We start from the raw sequence: 26,405 nt of genomic DNA on the forward strand, positions 1-26,405 counted from the left end.
CAGGAGACTGCACACTCGTGGCCACCACCAACGACCTGAAGAACGGGCTCGTCCTCAACCTCGACGGCCAGCTCTGGACCGTCACCGCGTTCCAGCACGTCAAGCCGGGCAAGGGCGGCGCGTTCGTCCGCACCACGCTCAAGCACGTGCTCACCGGCAAGGTCGTCGACAAGACCTTCAACGCGGGGACGAAGGTCGACACGGCCACCGTCGACCGCCGCAACATGACCTACCTGTACAAGGAGGGTCAGGACTTCGTGTTCATGGACGCGGAGACCTACGACCAGATCACCGTGCTGAACGAGACCGTCGGCGACAACGCGAACTACCTCCTCGAGAACACCGAGGTCCAGGTCGCGGTGCACGAGGGTGTCCCGCTGTACATCGAGCTGCCGACCTCGGTCGAGCTCGTCGTCCAGCACACCGACCCCGGCCTGCAGGGCGACCGCTCCACCGGTGGCACCAAGCCCGCCACCCTGGAGACCGGCGCCGAGATCCAGGTGCCGCTGTTCCTCACCACCGGCGAGAAGATCAAGGTCGACACCCGTGACGGCCGCTACCTGGGCCGCGTTTCCAGCTGATGGCCGACTCAGCCAAAGCGGGCAAGTCGCCGAACCGGGGCGGGCCGATCAGCCGTCGTCAGGCCCGCAAGCGCGCGGTCGAGATGATGTACGAGGCCGCCCAGCGCGGTGCCGACGCGGTGACACTGCTGGCGGACAGGGTCGGTTCGGTCGAGGTCGACCCGATCGCGGACTACACGATCTCGCTGGTCGAGGGCGTCACCGGCCGCAAGACCCAGATCGACGAGCTGCTCGCGGAGCACGCCCAGGGCTGGACGCTGGACCGGATGCCGCCGGTGGACCTGGCGGTGCTGCGGGTCGGCGTCTACGAGCTGCTGTGGGCCGAGGACGTGCCGGACCCGGTCGCCATCGACGAGGCCGTCGGGCTGGCGAAGGAGCTGTCGACCGACGATTCGCCGCGTTTCGTCAACGGCGTGCTCGGCCGGATCGGCACGATCGCCGACAGGCTCCGCGCGGTCCTCTAGAAGACGTACGACAACGGGCCGTGTCCTCTGCCGAGGGCACGGCCCGTTCTCGTGCTCGGTGGTGCCGGTTGGCGTTTCCGGTCCCCCCGGACCGAAAACGTCGCCATCTCTAGTCCTCTTTGGACGGTCGAGCCTCGGGCGGCAGCACACCCCAGTCGATCAGCTGCTCGGTGAGCTCACCGGGGGTCATGTCGTAGATGATCGCCAGCGAACGCAGGTCCTCGGTGCGGATGGAGAGCACCTTGCCGTTGTAGTCGCCGCGCTGGCTCTGGATGGTGGCGGCGTAGCGGGCGAGCGGCCCGACCTTCTCCGCCGGGAGCTGTTGGAGCCGCTCCAGGTTGATGACGATCTTCGTGGCGGGCTCGGCGCCCGACGGCACCCGGCCCTCCGGCAGGAGCTCGACCACCGGGACGCCGTAGAAATCGGCGAGCTCGGCGAGCTTCTGCACGGTGACGGCGCGGTCGCCGCGCTCGTACGAACCGACGACGACGGCCTTCCAGCGGCCTCCGGACTTCTGCTCGACCCCGTGCAGGGACAGGCCCTGCTGCTGGCGGATCCCGCGGAGCTTGGCCCCGAGCGCCTTGGCGTAATCGCCCATCTGGTGGTTCTCCGTTTCCTCACCCCCAACCGGTCGGGGTGACCGATCCAGGGGACTCCTAGAGTCGAATACTCAGAGTAATGGTTACGCATAGTTGTCACCAGGTCAAGCGGGTGCTTTCGAGAGGCCTTCGTCACCTGGGGCGCGCCACTCGTAAGAATGAGCCATCGCTCCTGCTAGTGTCGGGGGGATTTCCTCGCTACGCAGGAAGTCGACGTCCTTTAAGGACCCGTCCAGAGAGGCGGGGAAGGAGGTCCGCCTTGTCGTCACGCCCGCGTGGCGCGGCGGAACCGGCGGGAGAGCGCGAGCTGCTCTCGTCCGGCGATGTCGCGCGCACGATCGCCCGAATGGCCCACCAGGTCATCGAGAAGACCGCTCTCGGTGCCGGTGGCTCGACTCCGCCCGTGTTGCTGGGCATCCCCACCAGGGGAACGCCGCTCGCCCTGCGGCTCGCGGACAAGATCGCCGAGTTCTCCGGCATCCGTCCGCCGACCGGCGCGCTGGACATCACGCTCTACCGTGATGATCTCCGCCGCCGCCCGCCCCGCGCGCTCGAACATTCGCAGCTGCCGCCGACCGGTATCGACGACGCGGTGGTGATCCTGGTCGACGACGTGCTGTTCTCCGGCCGCACCGTCCGCGCCGCCCTCGACGCCCTGCGCGACCACGGCCGCCCGCGCGCGGTCCAGCTGGCCGTGCTGGTCGACCGCGGCCACCGCGAACTGCCGATCCGTGCCGACTACGTGGGCAAGAACGTGCCCACCTCGCGCGCCGAGGGGATCGAGGTCCTGCTGTCCGAAGTGGACGGACGGGACACGGTTCTGCTGCGGTCGTTGAACGAGAGCGCTTCACCAGAAGGAGATCGATCGTGAAGCACCTGCTCGCCACCGACGGGCTCGACCCGGCGCTCGCGACAGCCGTGCTGGACACCGCCGAAGAGCTCAAGCACACCTTGCTGGGCCGCGAGGTCCGCAAACTGCCGACGTTGCGCGGCCGCACCGTCATCACGCTGTTCTACGAGAACTCCACCCGCACCCGCGTCTCGTTCGAGATCGCGGGGAAGTGGATGAGCGCCGACGTGATCAACGTCTCCGCGTCCAGTTCCTCGGTCAACAAGGGTGAATCGCTGCGGGACACCGCGCTGACGCTGGCCGCGGCCGGCGCCGACTGCGTGATCATCCGGCACCCCGCCTCCGGTGCGGCGCAGCGGCTTTCGGGCTGGCTCGCCGAAGCGGGCACGGCGGTCGTCAACGCCGGGGACGGCACCCACGAACACCCGACGCAGGCGCTGCTCGACGCGGCCACGTTGCGGGAGCGCCTCGGTTCGTTCGAGGGCCGCCGCATAGGGATCGTCGGCGACGTCCTGCACAGCCGGGTCGCGCGGTCGAACATCCACCTGCTGTCGGCGCTGGGCGCGGAGGTGGTGCTCGTCGCGCCGCCGACGCTGCTGCCCGCCGGCGTCGAGAGCCTGCCGGTCACGGTGTCGCACGAACTCGACGCCGAACTGCCCGCGCTCGACGCGGTCATGATGCTGCGGGTCCAGGCCGAACGCATGCACGGGGGCTTTTTCCCGAGCGCGCGCGAGTACTCGATCGCCTACGGCCTCAACGAACGGCGGATGAAGCTCCTGCCCGAGCACGCCGTCGTCCTGCACCCCGGCCCGATGCTGCGCGGGATGGAGATCGCCTCGGCGGTCGCCGACTCCCCGGCCTCGGCCATCACCGAACAGGTCCGCAACGGCGTCCACGTGCGCATGGCGGTCCTTTACCACCTGCTCGCCAGCGAAGGAGCCGCCGCGTGACCACCGTCCTGATCAAGGGCGCCCGCCCCTACGGCGAGGGCGATCCGGTCGACGTGCTCGTCGAGGACGGGGTCATCACCGACATCGGTTCGCTCGACGCGCCAGAAGAAGCCGAAGTGATCGACGCGGGCGGCCAGGTGCTGCTCCCCGGTTTCGTCGACCTGCACACCCACCTGCGCGAACCCGGCCGCGAGGACACCGAGACGATCGCCACCGGTTCGGCCGCGGCCGCGCTCGGCGGCTACACCGCGGTGTTCGCCATGGCCAACACCGATCCGGTGGCCGACAACGCGGTGATCGTCGACCACGTGTGGCGCCGCGGCCAGGAGGCCGGGCTGGTCGACGTGCACCCGGTCGGCGCGGTCACCGTGGGTCTCAAGGGCGAGAAGCTCGCCGAACTCGGCACCATGGCGAAGTCCGAAGCGCGGGTGAAGGTCTTCTCCGACGACGGCCTCTGCGTCGCGGACCCGCTGCTCATGCGCCGCGCGCTGGAGTACTCGACGGCGCTGGGCGTGGTCATCGCGCAGCACGCCGAGGAGCCGCGGCTGACCGTCGGCGCGCAGGCGCACGAAGGCGAGCAAGCCGCGCGCCTGGGCTACACCGGCTGGCCCGCTTCGGCGGAGGAGTCGATCGTCGCCCGCGACTGCCTGCTCGCCGAGCACGCGAACGCGCGGCTGCACGTCTGCCACGTTTCGACCTCGGGCACCGCGGACATCCTGAAGTGGGCCAAGGATCGCGGCACCAAGGTCTCGGCCGAGGTCACCCCGCACCACCTGCTGCTGACCGACGAGCGGCTCGCGACCTACGACCCGGTCAACAAGGTCAACCCGCCGCTGCGCACGGAATCCGACGCCGAGAAGCTGCGCGCCGCGCTGGCCGAGGGCGTCATCGACTGCGTCGCCACCGACCACGCGCCGCACGCGGTCCAGGACAAGGACTGCGAGTGGAGTTCGGCCCGCCCCGGCATGCTCGGGCTGCAGACCGCGCTGTCGATCGTGGTCGAGACGATGGTCCGCACCGGCCTGCTGGACTGGCGGGGCGTCGCCAGGGTGATGAGCGAGCGGCCCGCCGAGATCGGGAACCTGACCGACCACGGCCGCCCGATCGAGGTCGGCGAACCCGCCAACCTGACGCTGGTGGACCCGGACACCGAATGGACCGTGCGAGGCGCCGAGTTCGCGAGTATCGCGGCCAACACCCCGTACGAAGGAATGCGGCTCCCCGGCGTGGTGACGGCGACGTTGCTGCGCGGGCGGATCACCGCGCGGGAAGGGAAGATCGCCTCATGAGCGACCGGATTCTGCTGACCCTGGCGGTTTTCGCCTTCTTCCTCTTCTGCGTGTTCCTGATGTGGCGCGGCTGGCGGCGGAAGTCCCGGGCGCAGAGCGTCCAGGTCCCGCCGTTCGCCGAGATCCCCGCCGAACCCGGCGAGGCGTCGCTCGAATCGACCGGTCTCTACGTCAGCACGACCACCGCCGGGCACTGGCAGGACCGCGTCGTCACGCGCGGCGCGGGCCTGCGCACCGGCGCGGTGTGGCGCCTGCACGAAGACGGCATCGCCATCGAACGCGGCGGCGCCCCGGACTTCTGGATCCCGCGCGCCTCGGTCACCGGCGTCCGCAAGGACAAGGGGATGGCCGGGAAGGTGATGGGCATCGACGCGCTGCTCGTCATCACCTGGCTGGCCGGCGACGTCGAGCTGGACACCGGATTCCGCGGCGACGACGTCGACGACTATCCACAGTGGATCGAAGCTTTGCAAGACACCCGCAACGACATCAAGGGAGGTGCCTGATGAGCACCGCGAACGGCACCCGCACACCCGCCGCGCTCGTCTTGGAAGACGGCAGGGTGTTCCGAGGATCCGCGTACGGCGCCCGCGGCCGCAGCCTGGGTGAGGCGGTGTTCTGCACCGGGATGACCGGCTACCAGGAGACGCTGACCGACCCCTCCTACCACCGGCAGATCGTGGTCCAGACCGCGCCGCAGATCGGCAACACCGGCTGGAACGACGAGGACGACGAGTCCTCGCGCATCTGGGTCTCGGGCTACGTCGTCCGCGACCCCGCGCGCACCCCGTCCAACTGGCGCTCGAAGCGCACGCTGGACGAGGAACTGGAGCGCCAGGGCGTCGTGGGGATCTCCGAAGTGGACACCCGCACGCTGACCCGGCACCTGCGCGAGCAGGGCGCCATGCGGTCCGGCGTCTTCTCGGGCGACGCGCTGGGCTCCGACGAGGAGATGCTCGCGCAGGTGCAGGCGAGCCCGCAGATGAAGGGCGCCGACCTCGCCGGCGAGGTCAGCACCAAGCAGGCGTACGTCGTCGAAGCGCAGGGCGAGCGGAAGTTCCGCGTCGCCGCGCTGGACCTGGGCATCAAGTCCAACACCCCGCGCCTGATGGCCGCGCGCGGCATCGAGGTGCACGTGCTGCCCTCGTCGTCCACTGTGGACGATCTGCTCGCGGTCGAGGCGGACGGCGTGTTCCTGTCCAACGGTCCCGGCGACCCGGCGACCACCGCGCACGCCACCGAGCTGACGAAATCGGTGCTGCAGCGGGAGATCCCGCTGTTCGGCATCTGCTTCGGCAACCAGATCCTCGGCCGCGCGCTGGGGCTGGGCACGTACAAAATGCGCTACGGCCACCGCGGGATCAACATCCCGGTGATCGACGTGGCCACCAAACGGGTCGCGATCACCGCGCAGAACCACGGTTTCGCCCTCGAAGGCGAGCCGGGCCAGCGGTTCGAGACGCCGTTCGGTGCCGCGCAGATCTCGCACTACTGCCCGAACGACGACACCGTCGAAGGTGTCCGCGCGTTCGACGTCCCCGCGTTCTCGGTGCAGTACCACCCCGAGGCCGCCGCCGGCCCGCACGACGCGGCCCCCCTGTTCGATGAGTTCGTGAGCTTGATGGAGAAGGCCAAGTAATGCCGAAGAGGACAGACATCCAGCACGTGCTGGTGATCGGCTCCGGGCCGATCGTGATCGGCCAGGCGGCGGAGTTCGACTACTCCGGCACCCAGGCCTGCCGCGTACTGCGCGAAGAGGGACTGCGCGTCTCGCTGGTGAACTCGAACCCGGCGACCATCATGACCGACCCCGAGTTCGCCGACTCGACCTACATCGAGCCGGTCACCCCGGAATTCGTCGAGAAGGTCATCGCCGAGGAGCGCCCCGACGCGATCCTCGCGACCCTCGGCGGGCAGACGGCGCTGAACTGCGCCGTCGCCCTGCACGACCGGGGTGTGCTGGAGAAGTACGGCGTCGAGCTGATCGGTGCCGACGTCGAGGCCATCCAGCGCGGCGAGGACCGGCAGAAGTTCAAGGACATCGTCCGCACGATCGGCGCCGAGGTGCCGCGTTCGCGGGTCTGTCACGACATGGACGAGGTCCGCGCGACCGTCGCCGAGGTCGGCCTCCCGGTGGTCATCCGGCCGTCGTTCACCATGGGCGGGCTCGGCTCGGGTATGGCGCACACCGACGAGGAGCTGGAGCGGCTCGCCTCCACCGGTCTCGACGAGTCGCCGGTCACCGAGGTGCTCATCGAGGAGAGCGTCCTCGGCTGGAAGGAGTTCGAACTCGAGCTCATGCGCGACCGGCACGACAACGTGGTGGTCGTCTGCTCGATCGAGAACATCGACGCGATGGGCGTGCACACGGGTGACTCGGTCACCGTCGCGCCCGCGATGACCCTGACCGACCGCGAGTACCAGCACATGCGCGACGTCGGCATCGCGGTGCTGCGCGAGGTCGGCGTCGACACCGGCGGCTGCAACATCCAGTTCGCGATCAACCCCGAGGACGGCCGCATGGTCGTCATCGAGATGAACCCGCGCGTGTCCCGCTCCAGCGCGCTGGCGTCGAAGGCGACCGGGTTCCCGATCGCCAAGATCGCCGCGAAGCTCGCCATCGGCTACACCCTCGACGAGATCCGCAACGACATCACCGGCGAGACCCCGGCGGCCTTCGAGCCGACGCTGGACTACGTCGTGGTGAAGGTGCCGCGGTTCGCCTTCGAGAAGTTCCCGGGCGCCGACCCGACGCTGACCACCACGATGAAGAGCGTCGGCGAGGCGATGTCGTTCGGCCGCAGCTTCCCCGAGGCGCTCGGCAAGGCGCTGCGGTCCATCGACACCAAGGCCACCGGCTTCTGGACCCGCCCCGACCCCGAGGGCGCGACGCTGGAATCCGTGCTGGAGGCCCTGCGCACCCCGCACGACGGACGGCTCTACGAGGTCGAGCGCGCGCTGCGGTTCGGCGCCACCGTCCAGCAGGTGCACGAGGCCTCGGGTATCGACCCCTGGTTCATCGACCAGATCGCCCTCATCGGCGAGGTCGGCGCCGAGGTCCGCGACGCCCAGGTGCTCGACGAGCCGCTGCTGCGCCGTGCCAAGCGGATCGGCCTTTCCGACCGTCAGATCGCCTCGCTGCGGCCGGAACTGGCCGGGGAGGACGGCGTCCGCGCGCTGCGCCGCCGGCTCGGGGTGCGGCCGGTGTACAAGACCGTCGACACCTGCGCGGCCGAGTTCGCGGCCAAGACGCCGTACCACTACTCGGCCTACGAGACCGACCCCGCGGCGCAGTCGGAGATCACCGCGCAGACCGAGAAGCCCAAGGTGCTGATCCTCGGCTCCGGGCCGAACCGCATCGGGCAGGGCATCGAGTTCGACTACTCGTGCGTGCACGCCGCGATCGCCTTGCGCGAGGCCGGTTTCGAGGCCGTCATGGTCAACTGCAACCCCGAGACCGTCTCCACCGACTACGACACCTCGGACCGGCTCTACTTCGAGCCGCTGTCGTTCGAGGACGTCCTCGAGGTCGTCAACGCCGAACAGGAGTCGGGCACCGTCGCCGGGGTCATCGTGCAGCTGGGCGGCCAGACCCCGCTCTCGCTCGCGAAGCGCCTCGCCGACGCCGGTGTGCCGGTGATCGGCACCTCCCCGGACGCGATCCACCTCGCCGAGGACCGCGGCGCGTTCGGCGAGGTCCTCACCGACGCCGGGCTGCCCGCGCCGAAGTACGGCACGGCGACCTCGTTCGAGGGCGCGAAGCGGATCGCCGACCAGATCGGCTACCCGGTCCTCGTGCGGCCGTCCTACGTGCTCGGCGGACGCGGCATGGAGATCGTCTACGACGAGGAGTCCCTCGCCGGCTACATCCACCGCGCCACCGAGGTCACCCCGGAACACCCGGTGCTGGTGGACCGGTTCCTCGACGACGCCATCGAGATCGACGTCGACGCGCTGTTCGACGGCGACGAGCTCTTCCTCGGCGGCGTCATGGAGCACATCGAGGAGGCCGGGATCCACTCCGGCGACTCCTCGTGCGCGCTGCCGCCGATCACGCTGGGCCGGACCGACATCGAGACGGTGCGCCGCTCGACCGAGGCCATCGCGCGCGGCGTCGGCGTCCGCGGGCTCCTGAACGTCCAGTACGCGCTCAAGGACGACGTCCTGTACGTCCTGGAGGCCAACCCGCGCGCCTCGCGAACGGTGCCGTTCGTGTCGAAGGCGACCGCGGTGCCGCTGGCGAAGGCCGCCGCGCTGATCATGACCGGCTCGTCGATCAAGGATCTGCGCGAGTCCGGCGTCCTCCCGGCCGAGGGTGACGGCGGCCACATGCCCGCCGATTCGCCGGTCGCGGTCAAGGAGGCGGTCCTGCCGTTCCACCGCTTCCGCACCCCGGAGGGTCACGGCGTCGACTCGCTGCTCGGCCCGGAGATGAAGTCCACCGGTGAGGTCATGGGCGTGGACGTCTCCTTCGGCAAGGCGTTCGCCAAATCGCAGGCCGGTGCCTACGGTTCGCTGCCGACTTCCGGCAAGGTGTTCGTCTCCGTCGCCAACCGCGACAAGCGTTCGCTGGTGTTCCCGGTGAAGCGCCTGGCGGATCTCGGGTTCGAGATCCTGGCCACCTCGGGTACCGCGGAAGTGTTGCGGCGCAACGGGATCGCCTGCACCGTCGTGCGCAAGCACTACGAAGGTTCGGCCGAGGGGGAGCAGAACGTCGTCGACGTCATCCTCAGCGGTGAGGTACAGATGGTGATCAACACCCCGTACGGCAACAGCGGTCCGCGGATCGACGGCTACGAGATCCGCACCGCCGCGGTGTCGCGCGACATCCCCTGCATCACCACGGTGCAGGGCGCGGCGGCGGCCGTGCACGGGATAGAGGCCGTCATCAAGGGCGACATCGGCGTGCGGTCGCTGCAGAGCCTGCAGGCGGCGCTGAAGGCCAAGGCATGAGCGAGCGGTTCGGGGCGAGGCTGGCGCGGGCGGTCGCGGAAAAGGGACCGCTCTGCGCCGGTATCGACCCCCATCCCGGGTTGCTCGAAGCGTGGGGTCTGACGGCGGACGCGGGCGGGCTGGAGAAGTTCGCCCTCACGGCCGCTGAGACGCTCGCGCCCGAGGTCGCGGTGATCAAGCCCCAGTCGGCCTTTTTCGAGGCCTACGGGCCTCCTGGGGTCGCCGTTCTGGCCAAGACGATGAAGGTGTGCCGGGAAGCGGGCGCGCTCGTCCTGCTGGACGTCAAACGCGGCGACATCGGCTCGACGATGGCGGCGTACACGGCGGCGTTCCTGCCCGGCGGCGCGGAACTCGAGGCCGACGCCATCACGGTGTCGCCGTACCTCGGATTCGGTTCGCTGGCGCCCGCGCTGGAGGTCGCGCAGGCGCAGGGCAAGGGTCTGTTCGTCCTCGCGCGCACCTCCAACCCGGAGGCGCAGGGATTGCAGAACGCCTTGCTGCCCAACGGAAAGACCGTCGCGCAGGACATCGTCGACACGGCGGCCGGGTACAACGCGGGCGTCGGCCCCCTGGGTGACATCGGTGTCGTCGTCGGCGCCACCATCGAGCCGGGACAGCTCGATCTGAGCGGGTTGAACGGTCCGGTCCTGGCGCCCGGTTTCGGGGCCCAGGGGGCCACTCCGGCCGATCTGCGGGCCGTTTTCGGGGCCGGGCTGCCGGGTGTGCTGCCCGCGTCGTCCCGTGACGTCCTCAAGCACGGGCCGGACCCCGAAGCTCTGCGTGCGGCCGTTCGGCGGACCCGGGATTCCCTCGGTCCCCTGGAAAAAGGCCAATAGCAGGCCCGGGAATCCGTCATGACCAGCCACCCCCGCATTGTGGGCCGAGGTAACGGGTGGGTACCGTCGCCACACCCACCCAGATTTGAGAACTACCGGAGGAAAACGTGGCACTTCCCCAGCTGACAGAGGAACAGCGCGCTGCGGCGCTGGAGAAGGCCGCCGCCGCCCGCCGCATCCGTGCTGAGCTGAAGGAGCGGCTGAAGCGGGGCGGTACCACTCTGGTCGACGTGTTGAAGCAGGCCGAGGAGAACGAAGTCCTCGGCAAGATGAAGGTCTCGGCTCTGCTCGAGGCTCTTCCGGGCGTCGGCAAGGTCCGTGCCCAGCAGACCATGGAACGACTGGAGATCGCACCCAGCCGTCGTCTTCGCGGCCTCGGCGACCGGCAGCGCAAGGCGCTGCTGGCCGAATTCAGCGGCGAGTGAGCGGCATCGGTCAGGACCACCCGGTGAACCCGGGCGCTGACCGCGGCGGTGAGCCGGTGGCGGGAGTCGAATCCCGGCACCGGCTCACGGTCGTCTCAGGGCCTTCGGGGGTCGGGAAGTCGAGCGTGGCCAAGGAGCTGCGCAAGCTGGATCCGGAGATCTATTTCAGCGTCTCGGTGACCACCAGGAAGCCGAGGCCGGGTGAGGTGGACGGCGAGCACTACCACTTCATCGACCGAGCCGAGTTCGACCGCATGGTCGCCGACGGCGCACTGCTCGAACACGCCGAGTTCGCGGGCAACTGCTACGGCACCCCGCGCGGGCCCGTGGAGCGGGTGCTGGCCGAGGGCCGCAACGCGATCCTGGAGATCGAACTCCAGGGCGCGCGGCAGGTCCGCAAGGCGATGCCGGAGGCCCGGCTGGTGATGCTGATGCCGCCGTCGTGGGACGAACTGGTCGGCAGGCTGACCGGCCGCGGCACCGAGAACGAAGCCGCCGTGAAGGCCAGGCTGGCCGAGGCCGAACGCGAACTCGCCGCCGCCGGGGAGTTCGACGAGCGCGTCGTCAACGCCGACGTGCGAGAGGCCGCCGAGCAGTTGCTAAACTTGATAACCGGCGACAACTAGACCCGAAGATTCGGAGCACCACGAGTGACGACTCAGGCCACGCTGCACGAAGAGCTCGAAGGCATCACCAACCCGCCCATCGACGACCTCCTCGAGAAGGTCAGCTCGAAGTACGCGCTGGTGATCTACTCGGCCAAGCGCGCTCGCCAGATCAACGACTACTACGCCCAGCTGGGCGAGGGTCTGCTGGAGTACGTCGGCCCGCTGGTCGAGCCGGGCCCGCGCGAGAAGCCGCTGTCCATCGCCCTGCGCGAGATCCACGGCGGTCTGCTCGAGCACACCGAGGGTGAGTAGGACCTCGATGGCCACGGCGGCTGTCAAGGTGACAGTAGGGCGCGGCCTGGCCGAAGGCCCCGCTATCGGGATGGCAGGGCGTTGATCAGCGTGAGCGAGGTCGTCGAAGTGACATGCCCTGGCAGCCCGATCGCGGTGCCGCGCGGAACCGCCGAGAACACCGTTGAGTAAACCCCGGATCGTTCTGGGCGTGGGTGGCGGGATCGCCGCCTACAAGGCCTGTGAGGTCCTGCGCGGACTGACCGAATCCGGTCACGACGTCCGCGTGGTCCCCACCGAAGCCGCGCTGAACTTCGTCGGCGCGGCCACCTTCGAGGCACTTTCCGGAAACCCGGTGCACACCGGTGTGTTCACCGAAGTGCCCGAGGTCCAGCACGTCCGCGTCGGCAAGGAAGCCGATCTGGTGATCGTCGTGCCCGCCACGGCGAACCTGCTCGCGAAGGCCGCGCACGGCATCGCGGACGATCTGCTGACGAACACCCTGCTCACCGCCCGGTGCCCGGTCGCCTTCTTCCCGGCGATGCACACCGAGATGTGGGAGCACCCGGCCACCCGCGACAACGTGGCGCTGCTGCGTTCGCGTGGCCTGGTCGTCGCCGAACCCGCCGCAGGCAGGTTGACCGGCAAGGACACCGGCAAGGGACGGCTCGCCGACCCGGCCGAGATCGTCGACCTCGCCCGGCTCTTGCTCGCCGTGCCGAAGGCTCTCACGCGTGACCTCGAAGGCGTGCGCGTGGCCATTTCGGCCGGCGGCACCCGTGAGCCGCTCGACCCGGTCCGGTATCTGGGCAACCGCTCGTCCGGCAAGCAGGGGTACGCGCTGGCCCGCGTCGCCGCCCAGCGCGGCGCCGAGGTCACCCTGGTCACCGCGCACACCGTCGCGCTGCCGGAGCCCGCGGGCGCGAAGGTCGTCCACGTGTCCACCGCCGAGGAGATGCGCCAGGCGATGCACGCCGAGGCCGCCTCCGCCGACGTCCTCGTGATGGCCGCCGCCGTCGCCGACTTCCGGCCCTCGAACCGGGCCGACCACAAGATCAAGAAGTCCGACGACGCACCGGATCCCGTCGTCGAGCTCGCCCGCAACGCGGACATCCTGGCCGAACTGGTGCGGAATCGGACCCCGGGCCAGGTGGTCGTCGGGTTCGCCGCCGAAACAGGGGACGATAAGGGTGGCGTCCTCGACCACGCCAGGGTCAAACTCAAGCGCAAGGGCGCGGATCTGCTGGTGGTGAACGCCGTCGGTGAAGGGAAGGCCTTCGGCACCGAGGACAACTCCGGCTGGCTGCTCGGGGCCGACGGCACCGAAATCCCGATCCCGCTCGGCGCCAAGGCCGAACTCGCGTCCACATTGTGGGACGCTGTTGTGACGTTGATGAAGCGTTGAGAGCCCCCAAAGCGATAGTCAGTAGGCTTGAGTTCAAGCTGAGGGGTGCCTAACTTTCTAGGCATCAGACGTCTAGGTGAGGGAGTGACGGGCACCGTGACCGCGTCCACGAGCAGACTGTTCACATCGGAATCGGTGACTGAAGGTCATCCCGACAAAATTTGCGATGCCATCAGCGACTCGATCCTGGACGGCCTGCTGGCCAAGGACCCGCGCAGCCGGGTGGCGGTCGAAACCCTTATCACCACCGGTCAGGTGCACGTCGCCGGCGAGGTGACCACCGAGGCCTACGCGGACATCCCGACCATCGTCCGCGACGTGATCTTGAAGATCGGCTACGACTCCTCGGCCAAGGGCTTCGACGGCAACTCGTGCGGCGTCAACGTCGCGATCGGCTCCCAGTCGCCGGACATCGCGCAGGGCGTCGACACCGCGTACGAGTCCCGCGTGGAATCCGACGAGGACGAGATCAACCGCCAGGGCGCCGGCGACCAGGGCCTGATGTTCGGCTACGCCTGCTCGGACACCCCCGAGCTGATGCCGCTGCCGATCGCGCTGGCGCACCGGCTCTCGCAGCGGCTGACCCGGGTCCGCAAGGAAGGCGTGCTGCCGTACCTGCGTCCGGACGGCAAGACCCAGGTCACCATCGAGTACGCCGGCGACCAGCCGGTGCGGCTCGACACGGTGGTCGTGTCCACCCAGCACGCGGACGGCATCGACCTGGAGCAGATGCTCGGCGTCGACGTCCGTGAGCACGTGGTCGCCCCGGAGATCGCCGAGCTCGGGCTCGACACCTCCGACGTCCGGCTGCTGGTCAACCCGACCGGCCGGTTCGTCATCGGCGGCCCGATGGGTGACGCGGGCCTGACCGGCCGCAAGATCATCGTCGACACCTATGGCGGCATGGCCCGTCACGGTGGCGGCGCGTTCTCGGGCAAGGACCCCTCCAAGGTGGACCGCTCGGCCGCGTACGCGATGCGCTGGGTGGCGAAGAACGTCGTCGCCGCCGGGCTCGCCGCCCGCGCCGAGGTCCAGGTCGCGTACGCGATCGGCAAGGCGGCCCCGGTGGGCCTCTTCGTCGAGACCTTCGGCACCGAGACGGTCGACCCGTCGAAGATCCAGGCCGCCATCACGGAGGTCTTCGACCTGCGTCCGGCCGCGATCATCCGCGACCTCGACCTGCTTCGCCCGATCTACGCGCCGACGGCCGCGTACGGCCACTTCGGCCGTCCCGAGCTGTCTCTCCCGTGGGAGAGCACGGCGCGGGCCGCGGACCTGAAGTCGGCCGCGGGCGCCTGATCCCTTTCCGTGAAGGCCTCCTTGCCTACCTTGAGGGTAGGGAAGGAGGCCTTCACGGCGTGATTCGCGTGATTGGAGCCGGAACTCGCGTGATCAGGGCCGTAACTCGGTGTGCGGCCTCCAAACACGCGAGTTCCGCCTGCAATCACGCGAGTTCCGGGTTCGGTCACCCTCGGCCACGCGGTACGGCCGGTGACGGCGGAGTCTGGTAGAGATCACCGGGTGAGCAGCAGTCCCGAACCGACCCCTCTGTGGGACCTTCCGGAGCCGAAGGCCGAGCCGGCGCGGAAGGCCAAGCCGTCGCGCGCGAAAACGGCCAGCCGCCGCGGGGCGCAGAACCCCGCGCCCGAGAACCCGGTCGCGCGGATCGTCGTGGACATCCCGCTCACGCATCTCGACCGCACCTTCGACTACCGGATCCCCGAGAAACTGCACGAAACCGCCGTCCCCGGGTGCCGGGTGCGGGTCCGGTTCGCGGGTCAGCTCGTCGACGGGTACCTCGTCGAGCGTGCCGACACCACGGAATTCACCGGGAAGCTCGCGTACATCGACAGGGTGATCTCCAGCGAGCCCGTGCTGTCCCCGGCGCTGCTCACGCTCTGCCGGTCCGTCGCGGACCGCTACGGCGGCACCCTCAGCGACGTCCTGCGGCTCGCGATCCCGTCCCGGCACGCGAAGGCCGAGGGCGAACCGCCCGCCGAACCCGCACCGACGCCGGAACCGCCCGGAACCACCGCCTGGGAGAAGTACCAGAGCGGTCCGGCGTTCCTGGAGGCCGTCGCGGAACGGCGTCCGGCCAACGCGGTCTGGCAGGCGCTGCCGGGGGAGGACTGGCCGCGCCGCCTCGCCGAAGCGGCCGCCGTCGCGGCTTCCGCCGGCCGGGGTGTGGTCATGGTCGTGCCCGACCATCGTGACCTGACCCGGCTGCACGACGCGTGCGTTTCCTTGCTGGGCACCGAATCCGTGGTCGCGCTGATCGCGGGGCTCGGCCCCGCCGAGCGGTATCGCCGCTGGCTCGCGGTGCTGCGCGGCGCGGTGCGCGTCGTCGTCGGCACGCGCGCGGCGATGTTCGCGCCGGTCGCCGATCCCGGCCTGTTCGTGGTGTGGGACGACGGCGACGACGTCCACCTCGACCAGCACGCACCGTATCCACACGTCCGTGACGTGCTGATGGATCGCGCGCACGCCGCGAAGGGCTCCATGCTCGTCGCCGGTTTCGCGCGCACCGCCGAAGCGCAGTTCCTGGTGGAATCGGGCTGGGCGCAGCCCCTCGTGGCCGCCCGGCCGGAACTGCGGGCGGCGGCGCCGAGGGTCACCCCGGTCGGGGAGGACTTCGACGTCGCCCGGGACGAGGCGGCCAAGGCCGCGCGGCTCCCGTCGGTTGCCTTCGAGGCGGCGCGGCAGTCGTTGGCGGGCGGATTCCCCGTGCTGGTCCAGGTTCCGCGTCGCGGGTACGTCCCGGGGCTCGCGTGCGGCAACTGCCGGACGTCGGCGCACTGCCGTCGGTGCGCCGGCCCGCTTTCCTTGCCGGGCGGGCTGATCGACGGCGCGCCGAGACCACCCGCCTGCCGGTGGTGTGGCGTCCCCGAGACGAACTTCCATTGCGCCGCATGCGGTTCGGTGCGGCTGCGGGCGGTCGTGGTCGGGTCGAAGCGCACCGCGGAGGAACTGGGCCGCGCGTTCTCCGGCTTCCCCGTGCGAACGTCGGGCGCGACGGAGGTTTTGGCTTCGGTGCCCGGAAAACCGGCGCTGGTCGTGTGCACGCCGGGCGCCGAGCCGGTCGCGGAAGGCGGCTACGGCGCGGCGCTGCTGCTGGACGGCTGGGCGCTGCTGGGGCGGCAGGACCTGCGCGCGGGGGAGGAGACCCTGCGGCGCTGGATGGCGGCGGCGGCCCTGGTGCGGCCGGGGACCGAAGGCGGTCGCGTGTTCGTCGGTGCGGAAGCGGGCCTTTCCGTGGTGCAGGCGCTGGTGCGCTGGGACCCGGGCTGGCACGCGAGCCTCGAACTGGCCGAGCGGCGCGAACTCGGTTTCCCGCCCGCGATGCGGATGGCGAGTATCGAAGGCACCCCGGACGCGGTCGCCGGACTGCTCGACGACCTCGCCCTCCCGGAGACCGGCGAGGTGCTGGGCCCGGTGCCGCTCGGCGAGGTCGACGAGGACGGCAACGCCGAACGGGAGCGGGCGCTGGTGCGCGTCGCGCGTCCGGACGGGAAGGCGCTCGCCGCCGCCGTCCACGCTGCGGCCGCCCGGCGGGACGCGCGCAAGGCGTCCGAGCCCATCCGGATCCAGCTGGACCCGCTGGAGCTCATCTAGCGCCCCCGCGTTTCGTCCTCTGAATGCGGTAGTTCGACAGCGAACCATCGCATCCAGAGGACGAAATGCGTGGGGTCAGAGGGTCGTGCCGGGGGTCGCGAGGACGTCGGCGCGAGCCGAAGCGCCCGGAGCGGGCGAAGCGGGCTTCGTGGCGGAGCCGCCCAGAGCGGCGGGAGCAGCGTGACGATTTGCGACGAGATCGCCGCCCGCCGCGCCTCGAAATCGGCGTCGGTCAGGGCCGAAGGATCGGTGGGTGTGCCGAGGACGGGCGTGTGCAGGTGCCCGCCCGCGATCCCGGTCAGGCCGAGGCCCGTCCGGAGCCGGTTGCTGCGATACATGGACTCATTGCTCAGGTAGTTGCCGCCGCCACCGGAAGCGGCGACTTCACCGGGCTTCGGCGCGTCCGTCCGGCAGACCGCGGTCCCCGTCCCCGGTTTCGTGCTGTCCGGCCAGACACAGAACGCCTCGTTGTACAGCACCTGATACGCCCCGGCGGGCGCGGCGAGCATCTTTTCGTACGGCAGCGTGGTTTCGATGAACTGGACGTCCGGCTGCGGCCAGCCGTCGGCGGGCGGGACCTGGCCGCGGACGGGCTCGTCGAGGTTGTCCGGGAAACCACCGCGCCAGGCACCCGCCCACCGCTCGATGTCGAAGCGGCCGGGACGCCCCTGACTGATCGTCATGATCAGCTCCGGACGGCGGAACCGGTCCTTGAACGCCTGGCCGTAAGCCGACTCGACGATTCCGGCGTCGAAGTAGCGCCACACCACCGGGAACGACACCGCCTGCACCAGCGCGGGCCCGGTCGGCGTCTGGATGGTCTTGCCGTCGAGATGCAGCGCCGCCGCGCCGGACGGGTTCGCGATGCGGACGCCCGCGCCGTTGAGGGTGAACGGATCGAACCCGCTCACCAGCACCCGGCGCAGCTTCGGGCCGGCGGGGAAGCGGGAATCGTCGAGGCCCCGCGCGCCGAAGTCGAACGTCTTCAGCAGCTCCGCCCGGGCGGGCGCGGACAGCGGGAAACGCGGCGTCCATTGCCGCAACGCCTTGCTCATCTGGAGGCGGGCCCAGTAGAGCGGCCGGTCGTCGGCCTTGTCGATGATGCCGAGGTCGGGACGGCGGCCCTGCGCGCGGTCGACCGCGGTGCGCCAGAGCCCGTCACCGGCGGTCTCGGCGAGCTTCTCGGCCCGCAAAGCGGTCTTCGTGGCGCAGAGGCGCCTCGTGAAGTCGGAGACGAGCTTGTCGAATCCGGCGAGCCGGACGAGTTCCGGGCCGACCGCCGGACCACCCGAAGGCATGGTCGCGGTGAGCCGCTTCTCCTCGACGGTGATCGCGGCGGAGTCGTCGAAGCAGGCGCTCGCGCCTTCTGCCTGCGCGACACCGGGGACAGCGAGGACGGGAAGTGCGATGAGCAGCGGGAGGAAGGCGCCCCACCGCCTGCCGGAAGTCTTCATGGCCCGCATTCTGCTCATCCCGCCACGGCCGCACCACCGACGAACGCAGGTCTGGACGGGTCTTGTCCGGGGTGGACAGGCGGGGCAGACTCGCGCCATGGCCGCGCACAGAAGAACTCCGGTACGCATCACCGCAGTCACCGCGATCGCCGTCCTGGTCGGCACCGCCGCGCCGGGGACGGCGGCGGCCGCGCCACCGACGGCCAAATCGCCCACCGCCGTCGGCTATCTGGGCGCGGTGTCGAGTATCGACGCGGACGCGACCGCGATCGGCACGAAGATCCTGCGCGAAGGCGGCAACGCCGTCGACGCCGCCGTCGCGACGGCCGCCGCGCTCGGCGTCACCGACCCGTTCTCCGCCGGATTCGGCGGTGGCGGCTTCTTCGTCTACTACGACGCGCGCTCGGGCAAGGTGCACACGCTCGACGGTCGCGAGACCGCCCCGTCGACCGCGAACGAGAACCTCTTCGTCGAGAACGGCAAGGCGATCCCGTTCGCCGAGGCCGTCACCAGCGGACTGGGCGTCGGCGTGCCCGGCACACCCGCCACCTGGCAGGAAGCCCTGCGCAAATGGGGGACCAAGTCGCTGGCGAAGGCGGTCAAACCCGCCGAAGAACTCGCCCGCAAGGGTTTCACCGTCGACCAGACCTTCAACACCCAGATCGCGAACAACGCCGCCCGGTTCTCGGCGTTCCCGTCCACCCGGTCGCTGTACCTGCCCGGCGGCGCGCCGCCCGCGGTCGGCTCGACGTTCAAGAACCCGGACCTCGCGGGCACGTACGCGCAGCTCGCCGCGAAGGGCACCGACGTGCTCTACCACGGCCCGATCGGCGCGGACGTCGTCGACACCGTGCGGAAGCCGCCGGTCGACCCCGCGTCGACGCTGAAGGTGCGCCCCGGTGACATGACCGCGGCCGACCTCGCGAAGTACCGCGTCGTCGAGCGGAAGCCGACGAAGACCCAGTACCGCGGTCTCGACGTCTACGGCATGCCCGCGCCGTCGTCCGGTGGGCTGACCGTCGGCGAGGCGCTGAACATCCTCGAGAACACGAAGCTCTCGAAGCTGGAGAAGGCCGACTACCTGCACTACTTCCTGGAATCGACCCGGTACGCCTTCGCCGACCGCAACCGGTGGATCGGCGACCCGGCCTTCGTCGACGTCCCGGCGAAGGAGCTGATCAGCCAGAAGTTCGCCGACAGCCGCGCGTGCCTGATCGACCCCGCGAAGGCCGGGACGAGCCCGGTCGCGCCGGCGGACCCGCGCAAGCCCACCCCGTGCGTGGCCGGGACGAACCCCGCGCCGACCCCGTACGAGGGCGAGAACACCACGCATCTCACGGTCGCCGACCGGTGGGGCAACGTCGTCGCCTACACGCTGACCATCGAGCAGGAGGGTGGGAGCGGCATCGTCGTGCCGGGCCGCGGCTTCCTGCTCAACAACGAACTGACCGACTTCTCCTTCACCCCGGTGACGCCGGGCGTGCCCGACCCGAACCTGCCGGGCCCGGCGAAGCGGCCGCGTTCGTCGATGGCGCCCACCATCGTGCTCGATCACGGCAAGCCGTTCCTCGCCGTCGGCTCGCCCGGTGGCGCGTCCATCATCACCACGGTGCTGCAGATCCTCACCGGCCGTATCGATCGCGGGCTGAAGCTGGTCGACGCGATCGCCGAACCGCGCGCCTCGCAGCGGAACTCCGCGGCCGCGCAGGTGGAGCAGGCGTTCCTTGACCAGACCGAGGTGCTCAAGGTGCTGAAGGCCAAGGGACAGGGCTTCTCGGCGACGCCCGCGGAGATCGGGGCGGCGACCGGCGTGGAGCGGCTGCGGGACGGCCGGTGGCTCGCCGCGGCCGAACCGACGCGCCGGGGAGGCGGCTCGGCGGCCGTCGTGCTGCCCTGGCCGCCGCGTTAAGGACGACTTCGCTCGCGAAGGCCTCTTCGGCCCTTTCGCGCGCTAGGAACGGTCCTTTCCTTGCAAAATTTGCAAGGAAAGGACCGTTCCTAGCAGCCGCCGCATCGCAGAGGGAGAGCGAGCGCGCCGGGGTGGTGAGCTCCTTCTAGACTGAGCGGCGATGTTCGCCCAGTCAGAGGTACCCGTCCCCCCGGCGGAGGTGCGTTGATGCGCCTCGTCTTCGCCGGCACCCCCGAACCCGCGGTCCCGTCGCTGCGCGCGCTGCTGGCGTCCGAGCAGCACGAGGTCGTCGCCGTCGTGACCCGTCCGGACGCCCAGGCCGGCCGCGGCCGCCGCGTCGTCCGATCGCCGATCGGCGCGCTGGCCGACGAGCACGGGATCGAGGTGCTGACCCCGCCGAAGGCGAGCGACCCCGCGTTCCTCGCCCGGCTCGCTGAGATCGCGCCCGACGCGTGCCCGGTGGTCGCGTACGGGGCGTTGCTGCCCCAGGCGGCGCTGGACATCCCGGCGCACGGCTGGGTCAACCTGCACTTCTCGCTGCTGCCCGCGTGGCGTGGCGCCGCGCCGGTCCAGGCCGCGATCCGCGCCGGGGACGAGATCACCGGCGCCTCGACGTTCCGCATCGTCAAGGAACTCGACGCGGGCCCGGTCTACGGCGTGGTCACCGAGCAGATCGCCGCCACCGACACCGCGGGCGAACTGCTCGGCAGGCTGGCGGAGTCCGGGGCGAAGCTGCTCGTGTCCACGATGGACGGAATCGCCGACGGTTCGCTGCGAGCGGTCGAGCAGACCGGTGACGGCGTGAGCTACGCGCCCAAGGTGACCGTCGAGGACGCGCGCGTGTCGTTCGCCGATCCGGCCGCCGCGGTCGACCGGCAGATCCGCGCGGTCACGCCGGAGCCGGGCGCGTGGGCGGAGTTCCGGGGCGAGCGGCTGAAACTCGGCCCGGTGACGGTCGTGGACGAGCCGGGGCCCCCGCCCGGCGAACTCGTCGTGGAGCGCAAGCGGGTGCTGGTCGGCACGGCGTCGAAGCCGGTGCGGCTGGGCGAGGTGCAGGCGCAGGGGAAGAAGCGGATGGCGGCCACCGACTGGGCGCGCGGTACGAGGATCGAACAAGGAGAGCGCCTGCAGTGAACGAGCGTAGGGAACGCCGGCCGTCGAGGCCGCAGCGAGGCCGCCCGGCCCCGCGCAAGGAGGGGCCCAGCCGCCCGCCGCAGATCGACCCGGCCCGGCAGGTCGCCTTCGACGTCCTGCGCGCGGTCCGCGAAGACGACGCGTACGCGAACCTGGTGCTGCCGCAACTGCTGCGCAACCGCCGGATCTCCGGCCGCGACGCGGCGCTGGCCACCGAACTGACCTACGGCACCTGCCGCGCGGTCGGCATGCTGGACGCCGTCATCGCGGCCTGCTTGGACCGTCCGCTGGAGAAGGTCGACGCCATCGTGCTGGACGGCCTCCGGCTCGGCGCGTACCAGCTGCTGCGCACCCGCATCCCCCAGCACGCCGCCGTCGGGTCCACTGTGGACCTCGTCCGCGCCGAAGTCGGTTCCTGGATCGCGGGTTTCGTGAACGCGGTGCTGCGTTCGGTGTCCGAAAAGGACGAAGAGACCTGGCTGAACGAACTGGCCCCCGACGAGGCCGCCGACCCGATCGGCGCCTACGCCCTGCGGACGGCGCATCCGCGCTGGGTCGCGCGGTCGTTCGCGGAAGCCTTGGGGGACAAGGGAGCGGAGCTGAAGGCGGCCCTGGAGGCCGACGACGACCGCCCCGACGTCCACCTGGTCGCCCGGCCCGGCGAGATCAGCGCCGAGGAACTGGCCGCCATCACCGGTGGCGACGTCGCGCCGTACTCGCCCTACGGCGTCCGGCTGCCCGCAGGCTCCGGTGACCCCGGCGATCTGGAGCCGATCAAGGAAAAGCTGGCCGCGGTCCAGGACGAGGGCAGCCAGCTGTGCGCCTACGCCGTCACGAGGGTCCCGGTCTCCGGCTCCGACGTGCGGTGGCTGGACCTGTGCGCCGGTCCGGGCGGCAAGGCGGCGCTGCTCGGCGCGCTGGCGGTGGCCGCGGGCGCGACCGTCGACGCCGTCGAGAAGGCGCCCCATCGCGCGAAGCTGATCGAGAAGGCCGTCCAGGACCTGCCGGTGACCGTGCACGTCGCCGACGGCCGCGAGACCGGTCTGGAACCGGGCTACGACCGCGTCCTCGTCGACGCGCCGTGCAGCGGTCTCGGCTCGCTGCGGCGCCGCCCCGAGGCACGCTGGCGCCGTCAGCCCAGCGACATCGCGGACCTGACGAAACTGCAGGGCCAGCTGATCACCGCGGCACTGGACCTGGTCCGGCCCGGCGGCATCGTCACCTACGTCGTCTGCTCGCCGCATCTGGCCGAGACCGAAGGCGTCGTGGGGGAGACCGCGCGCCGCGCCGGTGCCCAGATCGTCGACGCGCGGGAGTTCTTCCCCGGCGTCCCGCAGCTCGGCAACGGCCCGTACGTCCAGCTGTGGCCGCACCGCCACGGCACGGACGCGATGTTCTGCGCCGTCCTGCGGAAGCCGGACACCGCCGGGTGAGCAGGGTCCTCGGCCTGGTCGCGAGCTCGTGCGGCGGACTGGACACCCGGTTCGCCGCGCAGCTCGCGAAACCGGCCGCGGACCGCGGCTGGGAGCTCGCCATCACGCTGACCCCCACCGCGGCCCGCTGGCTGGAGAAGACCGGCGGGCTCGGTGACCTGGAGAAGTGCACCGGGCTGCCGGTCCGCAGCACCTCCCGGCTACCGGGCGAACCCCGCCCGCATCCGGACCCCGAGGTGTTCCTGTTCGCGCCAGCGTCCGCCAACTCCGTGGCGAAACTGGCGCTCGGCATCGCCGACAACCAGGCGCTGACCCTGCTCGGCGACGTCCTCGGCACGCCGGGCATCACGATCGTGCTGGGCTACCAGATCCAGGACACACGGGTGCACCATCCGGCGTGGCGGCGCCATCTCGACACGCTCGCGTCCGCCGGGGTCACCACCACGAGGCTCACCCCGGAAACCGCTTGGACCTCGGTGCTGGACCTGCTCCCAGCGGTCTAGCGGGCGCAGAACGCCGTGTCGACCGCGGCCGCCAGATGCGCCGACGCCCCGTCCGGCAGCGGGTCCTGGTTGACCACGACGTTCACCTTCTTCCCGTGCGGGACCGCCCCCGAGATGTTCGCGAAGCCGCGGAGGTTGCCGCCGTGGCCCCAGAACCTCCCGCCGCAGGACAGCGGCACCGACGCGATCCCGAGCCCGTATTCCGCTCCGGGGATGCCCAGGCCCGCCGGCACGGTCCGCTGCATCTCCGCCAGCTGTGCCCGGGGCAGGAGACGGCCGTCGACGAGCTCTCCGTAGAAGCGGTTCAGCTCCGCGCCGGTCGAAACGATCCCGCCGGAGGCCCCGGCGAGCGAGGGATCCAGTTCGGTGTAGTCGACGAGACCCGGCGCGTAGCCCCTGGCGTGCGGCTGCGGCAGGCGCTCGTCGCCGCGCAAGGGCAGGTAGGTGTGGCGCAGGCCGAGCGGCTCGGCGATCCTCTTCCGGATCTCGGTGGAGACCGAGCGGCCGGTGAGCTTCTCGATGAGCATGCCCGCGATGACGTAGTTCGTGTTGGAGTACCTCCAGTCCGTGCCCGGCGCGAAGTCCGGCGGATGCGCCAGACCGACAGCCAGCAGTTCTCCCGGTTCGGCGCCGCGATGCCGCCACTCGTCGATGTCGAGATCGCGGACGTAGTTGTACAGCCCGCTCGTGTGCTGCAGCAGCTGCCGGACGGTGATCTTGGTGCCGTCGTTGCCGTTCCCGCGGACGAGCCCGGGCAGGTAGCGGTCGATCGGCGCGTCCAGCCGCACCTTCCCCTCGGCGACGAGCTGCAGGACCACGACCGCGACGAAGGTCTTGGTGATACTGGCCGCCCGGAACTTCGAGTCGTGCGGGAACGGTGTCCCGGTCTCGGCGTTCCCGACGCCCTCACGCTCCGACCACGACCGCCCGGACGGGCTCGTCACGGTCGCCTGCGCGCCGGGGACGCCGTCCTGCACCAGTGTTTTCAGCGCTTTGTCGACTTCGTCCCGCGGGTGGGTCACGGCCAAAGCTGGAGTGGCGGTCGTCGCGGCGAGCAGCGCGACCAGTGAACCGACGGCGACGATCTTCTTGCCTGGCAAGGATTTTCGCATGGGTTCCACGCTAGGGAGGCTCGGACGCGGTGGCCATGGGGTGAACCCCCACGCCTTACTGAGGTTTGCCCCACCATGCCGCTCAGCGCAGGCTGTGCCCTGGCGCGACGACGCCGGTCTCGTAGGCGAACACCACGGCCTGGCTCCGGTTGGCCGCGCCCAGTTTCCCGAAGATGTTGCCCACATGGGTCTTGACGGTTTCGAGGCTGATGACCAGCTCGGCCGCGATGTCCACATTGGACTTCCCGGTGGCGATGAGGCGCAGCACCTCGGTCTCCCGTTTCGTCAGCGACGACGGGCGGGGAGCGAGGCCGGACGGCGCCGGGCGCGCGGTGACCATCCGGCGGATCGCGTCGGGGAACAGCAGTGTCTCCCCGGCGGCGATCGTCCGGATGGCGTGCGCGAACTCCTCTTTGCGCGCCCGCTTCAGCAGGAAGCCGCTCGCCCCGGCCAGCAGCGCGTCATAGACGTAATCGTCATTGTCGAACGTCGTGATCACGAGGACCTTGGGCGGGTCGGGGATCTCGGCCAGCACCCGCCGGGTCGCCTCGATCCCGTCCACCCCGGGCATGCGCACGTCCATCAGGACCACGTCGGGATGCGTCCGCCGCACCAGATCGACCACCTCGCCGCCGTCGTCCGCCTCGCCGACCACGGTCAGATCCGGCTGGTTGTCCAGCAGGGAACGCAAACCGGCTCGCAGCAAGGGTTCGTCGTCGACGATCAGGACGCGCAGTGTCATGAGCGCGACCGTAGCGGGATCGTGGTCACCAGCCGCCACAACGGTTCCCCGTCGACGGCGGGCCCCGCGACGAGCTCCCCGCGCAGGGCCTCGACGCGTTCGGTGAGCCCCGGCAGCCCGTTGCCGCCGCGGCCCGAGGAGGCCGCGTGCTCCATGAGCGGGTTCACGATCTCGATCCGCAGCGCGTCGGCGAGTACCGCGACCCGCACGCTCACCGGGCCGGGATGGGCGTGCCGCAACGCGTTCGTCAGTCCTTCTTGGACGATCCGGTACGCCTCCCGCGAAAGGGTCGCGGGCAGTTCGGCGGCGGGGCCGGTGAGCTCGTAGTCGATCTCCGCGCCGCCCGCGCGGGCCCGTTCGGCCAGCGTCCCGGCCTCGATGAGCCGCCGTTCGGGCTCGCGGGACGACCGGTCCTCCCGCAGCAGGCCGAGTACGTGGTCGAGGTCTTCGAGCGCCGCCCTCGAAGACTCCTCGATGGTGCCCAGCGCCCGGCGCACCAGCTGCGGTTCGGAATCGACCAGTTCGGCGGCCGCGGCGGCCTGGATGGTCGACGTCGTCAGCGTGTGCCCGATCGAGTCGTGCAGTTCGCGGGCCAGCCGGTTGCGCTGCTCGAAATGGTTCGCCCGGACTTCCGCCGCGGCGACGCGCTCGGCGGCGGACGGGCCGAGCAGGGCGACCGCGGCGTACTGGAACAGCTTGCTGAAACCGGCGAGGACGTACGCGATGACGACGAGCGTGACCAGCGCGATCGGCAGCGTCCACAGCCCGCCGGTGCCCGATTCGATCGTCACCCGTTCCCCGAAGAACTCGATGGGGCTGCCGCCGCCTCCCGCCCACACGATGGCGAACACGAAGCCGAGCATCAGGAAACAGCCGAGGCCGAACAGCACCCAGCCGAGCGCGGTGTGCACGAGCAGCCAGGCCGCCGAGCGCCAGCGCTCCGCCCAGGCGACCTTCGTGTGCTGCGGAGGCTGCGCGATCCGGGTGTCCAGCATCTGGTTGGAGAACCAGATACCGACCCGCCGCATCGGTCCGGGCAAACCGGCCAGCACGACCAGCACGCCCATGGCGAGCACGCCGTAGACCATCTTCGCCCACACGTCACCCGGGACGAGGACGGCGGGAATGAGCGCGATGGGGAACGGGATCGCCGTCATCGCCATGCCGAGGAGTCCGAACGGGACGCTGCGGTAGCTGCCGATCCGCACGAGGGGCTTGAGTGGGTTGACCATGAGGGGAACGCTATTCGGCGGCG

Annotated in this window: 24 protein-coding genes; 19 read left to right on the forward strand and 5 right to left on the reverse strand. The window is 70.6% G+C overall.

Features of this window, described 5'->3' with window-relative positions; translation table 11 throughout:
- Nucleotides 1-17: 17 nt before the first annotated feature.
- Both efp and nusB read left to right on the forward strand, forming a co-directional pair.
- Nucleotides 18-581 (forward strand): elongation factor P, encoded by a 564-nt coding sequence (gene efp / locus ED92_RS29175; RefSeq protein ID WP_034311660.1) that lies wholly within the window; start codon nucleotides 18-20, stop codon nucleotides 579-581.
- Complete coding sequence (nusB, locus tag ED92_RS29180) at nucleotides 581-1,045, forward strand: transcription antitermination factor NusB (protein WP_037343947.1); 465 nt, start codon at nucleotides 581-583, stop codon at nucleotides 1,043-1,045. Before efp ends, nusB begins: the two co-directional genes overlap by 1 nt.
- Before the next feature lie 109 nt (nucleotides 1,046-1,154).
- On the opposite strand, the gene ED92_RS29185 is transcribed toward nusB, so the two are convergent.
- The gene (locus ED92_RS29185) at nucleotides 1,155-1,643 is read right to left on the reverse strand and encodes a transcriptional regulator (protein ID WP_003096372.1); all 489 of its coding nucleotides are present in this window, start codon (nucleotides 1,641-1,643) and stop codon (nucleotides 1,155-1,157) included.
- A 260-nt stretch (nucleotides 1,644-1,903) separates the two neighbouring features.
- Between ED92_RS29185 and pyrR the strand changes: the two genes are divergently transcribed.
- From pyrR to ED92_RS29250, 13 genes are all read left to right on the forward strand, one after another.
- A complete protein-coding gene (gene pyrR, locus ED92_RS29190; protein WP_037343950.1) occupies nucleotides 1,904-2,515 on the forward strand; it encodes a bifunctional pyr operon transcriptional regulator/uracil phosphoribosyltransferase PyrR in 612 nt (203 codons plus the stop codon).
- The gene (locus ED92_RS29195; protein WP_016333100.1) at nucleotides 2,512-3,444 is read left to right on the forward strand and encodes an aspartate carbamoyltransferase catalytic subunit; all 933 of its coding nucleotides are present in this window, start codon (nucleotides 2,512-2,514) and stop codon (nucleotides 3,442-3,444) included. Before pyrR ends, ED92_RS29195 begins: the two co-directional genes overlap by 4 nt.
- Nucleotides 3,441-4,733 (forward strand): dihydroorotase, encoded by a 1,293-nt coding sequence (locus ED92_RS29200; protein WP_037343951.1) that lies wholly within the window; start codon nucleotides 3,441-3,443, stop codon nucleotides 4,731-4,733. Before ED92_RS29195 ends, ED92_RS29200 begins: the two co-directional genes overlap by 4 nt.
- The gene (locus ED92_RS29205; RefSeq protein ID WP_037343953.1) at nucleotides 4,730-5,239 is read left to right on the forward strand and encodes a hypothetical protein; all 510 of its coding nucleotides are present in this window, start codon (nucleotides 4,730-4,732) and stop codon (nucleotides 5,237-5,239) included. The genes ED92_RS29200 and ED92_RS29205 overlap by 4 nt, the downstream gene beginning before the upstream one ends.
- A complete protein-coding gene (gene carA / locus ED92_RS29210; RefSeq protein WP_037343955.1) occupies nucleotides 5,239-6,372 on the forward strand; it encodes a glutamine-hydrolyzing carbamoyl-phosphate synthase small subunit in 1,134 nt (377 codons plus the stop codon). Before ED92_RS29205 ends, carA begins: the two co-directional genes overlap by 1 nt.
- Complete coding sequence (gene carB / locus ED92_RS29215) at nucleotides 6,372-9,686, forward strand: carbamoyl-phosphate synthase large subunit (protein ID WP_037343957.1); 3,315 nt, start codon at nucleotides 6,372-6,374, stop codon at nucleotides 9,684-9,686. The genes carA and carB overlap by 1 nt, the downstream gene beginning before the upstream one ends.
- Nucleotides 9,683-10,522, forward strand: a complete 840-nt coding sequence (gene pyrF / locus ED92_RS29220; protein WP_037343958.1) for an orotidine-5'-phosphate decarboxylase — start codon at nucleotides 9,683-9,685, stop codon at nucleotides 10,520-10,522. The genes carB and pyrF overlap by 4 nt, the downstream gene beginning before the upstream one ends.
- Before the next feature lie 107 nt (nucleotides 10,523-10,629).
- A complete protein-coding gene (gene mihF, locus ED92_RS29225) occupies nucleotides 10,630-10,947 on the forward strand; it encodes an integration host factor, actinobacterial type (protein WP_003096398.1) in 318 nt (105 codons plus the stop codon).
- On the forward strand, nucleotides 10,944-11,573 hold the full coding sequence (gene gmk / locus ED92_RS29230) for a guanylate kinase (RefSeq protein WP_081975946.1): 630 nt from the start codon (nucleotides 10,944-10,946) through the stop codon (nucleotides 11,571-11,573). The genes mihF and gmk overlap by 4 nt, the downstream gene beginning before the upstream one ends.
- Nucleotides 11,574-11,597: 24 nt before the next feature.
- Nucleotides 11,598-11,867 carry a DNA-directed RNA polymerase subunit omega gene (rpoZ, locus tag ED92_RS29235; protein WP_005152353.1) on the forward strand — a complete coding sequence of 90 codons (270 nt, stop codon included), beginning with the start codon at nucleotides 11,598-11,600 and terminating at the stop codon, nucleotides 11,865-11,867.
- Between the two features lie 163 nt (nucleotides 11,868-12,030).
- Complete coding sequence (gene coaBC / locus ED92_RS29240) at nucleotides 12,031-13,251, forward strand: bifunctional phosphopantothenoylcysteine decarboxylase/phosphopantothenate--cysteine ligase CoaBC (RefSeq protein ID WP_081975947.1); 1,221 nt, start codon at nucleotides 12,031-12,033, stop codon at nucleotides 13,249-13,251.
- 96 nt (nucleotides 13,252-13,347) lie between these two features.
- The gene (gene metK, locus ED92_RS29245) at nucleotides 13,348-14,550 is read left to right on the forward strand and encodes a methionine adenosyltransferase (protein ID WP_037344531.1); all 1,203 of its coding nucleotides are present in this window, start codon (nucleotides 13,348-13,350) and stop codon (nucleotides 14,548-14,550) included.
- Between the two features lie 222 nt (nucleotides 14,551-14,772).
- Entirely contained in the window at nucleotides 14,773-16,863 is a 2,091-nt protein-coding gene (locus ED92_RS29250) for a primosomal protein N' (RefSeq protein WP_037343962.1), read from the forward strand.
- Here ED92_RS29250 and ED92_RS29255 read toward each other — a convergent pair.
- Entirely contained in the window at nucleotides 16,860-18,317 is a 1,458-nt protein-coding gene (locus tag ED92_RS29255) for a hypothetical protein (RefSeq protein WP_235213384.1), read from the reverse strand. The two genes, ED92_RS29250 and ED92_RS29255, sit on opposite strands and share 4 nt — an antisense overlap.
- A 97-nt stretch (nucleotides 18,318-18,414) precedes the next feature.
- On the opposite strand from ED92_RS29255, the gene ggt reads away from it, so the two are divergent.
- The 4 genes from ggt (at nucleotide 18,415) to ED92_RS29275 (ending at nucleotide 23,296) form a co-directional block, all read left to right on the forward strand.
- Entirely contained in the window at nucleotides 18,415-20,226 is a 1,812-nt protein-coding gene (ggt, locus tag ED92_RS29260) for a gamma-glutamyltransferase (RefSeq protein WP_037343963.1), read from the forward strand.
- Between the two features lie 207 nt (nucleotides 20,227-20,433).
- Nucleotides 20,434-21,360, forward strand: a complete 927-nt coding sequence (gene fmt / locus ED92_RS29265; RefSeq protein WP_037343964.1) for a methionyl-tRNA formyltransferase — start codon at nucleotides 20,434-20,436, stop codon at nucleotides 21,358-21,360.
- Nucleotides 21,357-22,793 (forward strand): RsmB/NOP family class I SAM-dependent RNA methyltransferase, encoded by a 1,437-nt coding sequence (locus tag ED92_RS29270; protein ID WP_152611039.1) that lies wholly within the window; start codon nucleotides 21,357-21,359, stop codon nucleotides 22,791-22,793. The genes fmt and ED92_RS29270 overlap by 4 nt, the downstream gene beginning before the upstream one ends.
- Complete coding sequence (locus ED92_RS29275) at nucleotides 22,790-23,296, forward strand: flavoprotein (protein WP_037343965.1); 507 nt, start codon at nucleotides 22,790-22,792, stop codon at nucleotides 23,294-23,296. Before ED92_RS29270 ends, ED92_RS29275 begins: the two co-directional genes overlap by 4 nt.
- On the opposite strand, the gene ED92_RS29280 is transcribed toward ED92_RS29275, so the two are convergent.
- The 3 genes from ED92_RS29280 to ED92_RS29290 all read right to left on the reverse strand — a co-directional run bounded on the left by ED92_RS29280 (nucleotide 23,293) and on the right by ED92_RS29290 (nucleotide 26,382).
- Nucleotides 23,293-24,408, reverse strand: coding sequence for a serine hydrolase (locus ED92_RS29280; RefSeq protein WP_037343966.1), 1,116 nt, complete (start codon nucleotides 24,406-24,408; stop codon nucleotides 23,293-23,295). The genes ED92_RS29275 and ED92_RS29280 overlap by 4 nt on opposite strands.
- A gap of 82 nt (nucleotides 24,409-24,490) precedes the next feature.
- Nucleotides 24,491-25,150 (reverse strand): response regulator transcription factor, encoded by a 660-nt coding sequence (locus ED92_RS29285; RefSeq protein ID WP_037343968.1) that lies wholly within the window; start codon nucleotides 25,148-25,150, stop codon nucleotides 24,491-24,493.
- Nucleotides 25,147-26,382, reverse strand: a complete 1,236-nt coding sequence (locus ED92_RS29290; RefSeq protein ID WP_037343969.1) for a sensor histidine kinase — start codon at nucleotides 26,380-26,382, stop codon at nucleotides 25,147-25,149. The genes ED92_RS29285 and ED92_RS29290 overlap by 4 nt, the downstream gene beginning before the upstream one ends.
- Nucleotides 26,383-26,405: the final 23 nt, after the last annotated feature.

The organism is Amycolatopsis sp. MJM2582 (genome assembly GCF_000754115.1).
GTDB lineage: Bacteria > Actinomycetota > Actinomycetes > Mycobacteriales > Pseudonocardiaceae > Amycolatopsis > Amycolatopsis japonica.

Bases quoted from the DNA above. Each gene is read 5' to 3' on its own strand.
- nusB (WP_037343947.1), top strand. From the start codon at position 581: ATGGCCGACTCAGCCAAAGCGGGCAAGTCGCCGAACCGGGGCGGGCCG.
- ED92_RS29185 (WP_003096372.1), bottom strand. From the start codon at position 1,643: ATGGGCGATTACGCCAAGGCGCTCGGGGCCAAGCTCCGCGGGATCCGC.
- ED92_RS29205 (WP_037343953.1), top strand. From the start codon at position 4,730: ATGAGCGACCGGATTCTGCTGACCCTGGCGGTTTTCGCCTTCTTCCTC.
- carA (WP_037343955.1), top strand. From the start codon at position 5,239: ATGAGCACCGCGAACGGCACCCGCACACCCGCCGCGCTCGTCTTGGAA.
- carB (WP_037343957.1), top strand. From the start codon at position 6,372: ATGCCGAAGAGGACAGACATCCAGCACGTGCTGGTGATCGGCTCCGGG.
- pyrF (WP_037343958.1), top strand. From the start codon at position 9,683: ATGAGCGAGCGGTTCGGGGCGAGGCTGGCGCGGGCGGTCGCGGAAAAG.
- ED92_RS29255 (WP_235213384.1), bottom strand. From the start codon at position 18,317: ATGAAGACTTCCGGCAGGCGGTGGGGCGCCTTCCTCCCGCTGCTCATC.
- ggt (WP_037343963.1), top strand. From the start codon at position 18,415: ATGGCCGCGCACAGAAGAACTCCGGTACGCATCACCGCAGTCACCGCG.
- fmt (WP_037343964.1), top strand. From the start codon at position 20,434: ATGCGCCTCGTCTTCGCCGGCACCCCCGAACCCGCGGTCCCGTCGCTG.
- ED92_RS29280 (WP_037343966.1), bottom strand. From the start codon at position 24,408: ATGCGAAAATCCTTGCCAGGCAAGAAGATCGTCGCCGTCGGTTCACTG.
- ED92_RS29285 (WP_037343968.1), bottom strand. From the start codon at position 25,150: ATGACACTGCGCGTCCTGATCGTCGACGACGAACCCTTGCTGCGAGCC.
- ED92_RS29290 (WP_037343969.1), bottom strand. From the start codon at position 26,382: ATGGTCAACCCACTCAAGCCCCTCGTGCGGATCGGCAGCTACCGCAGC.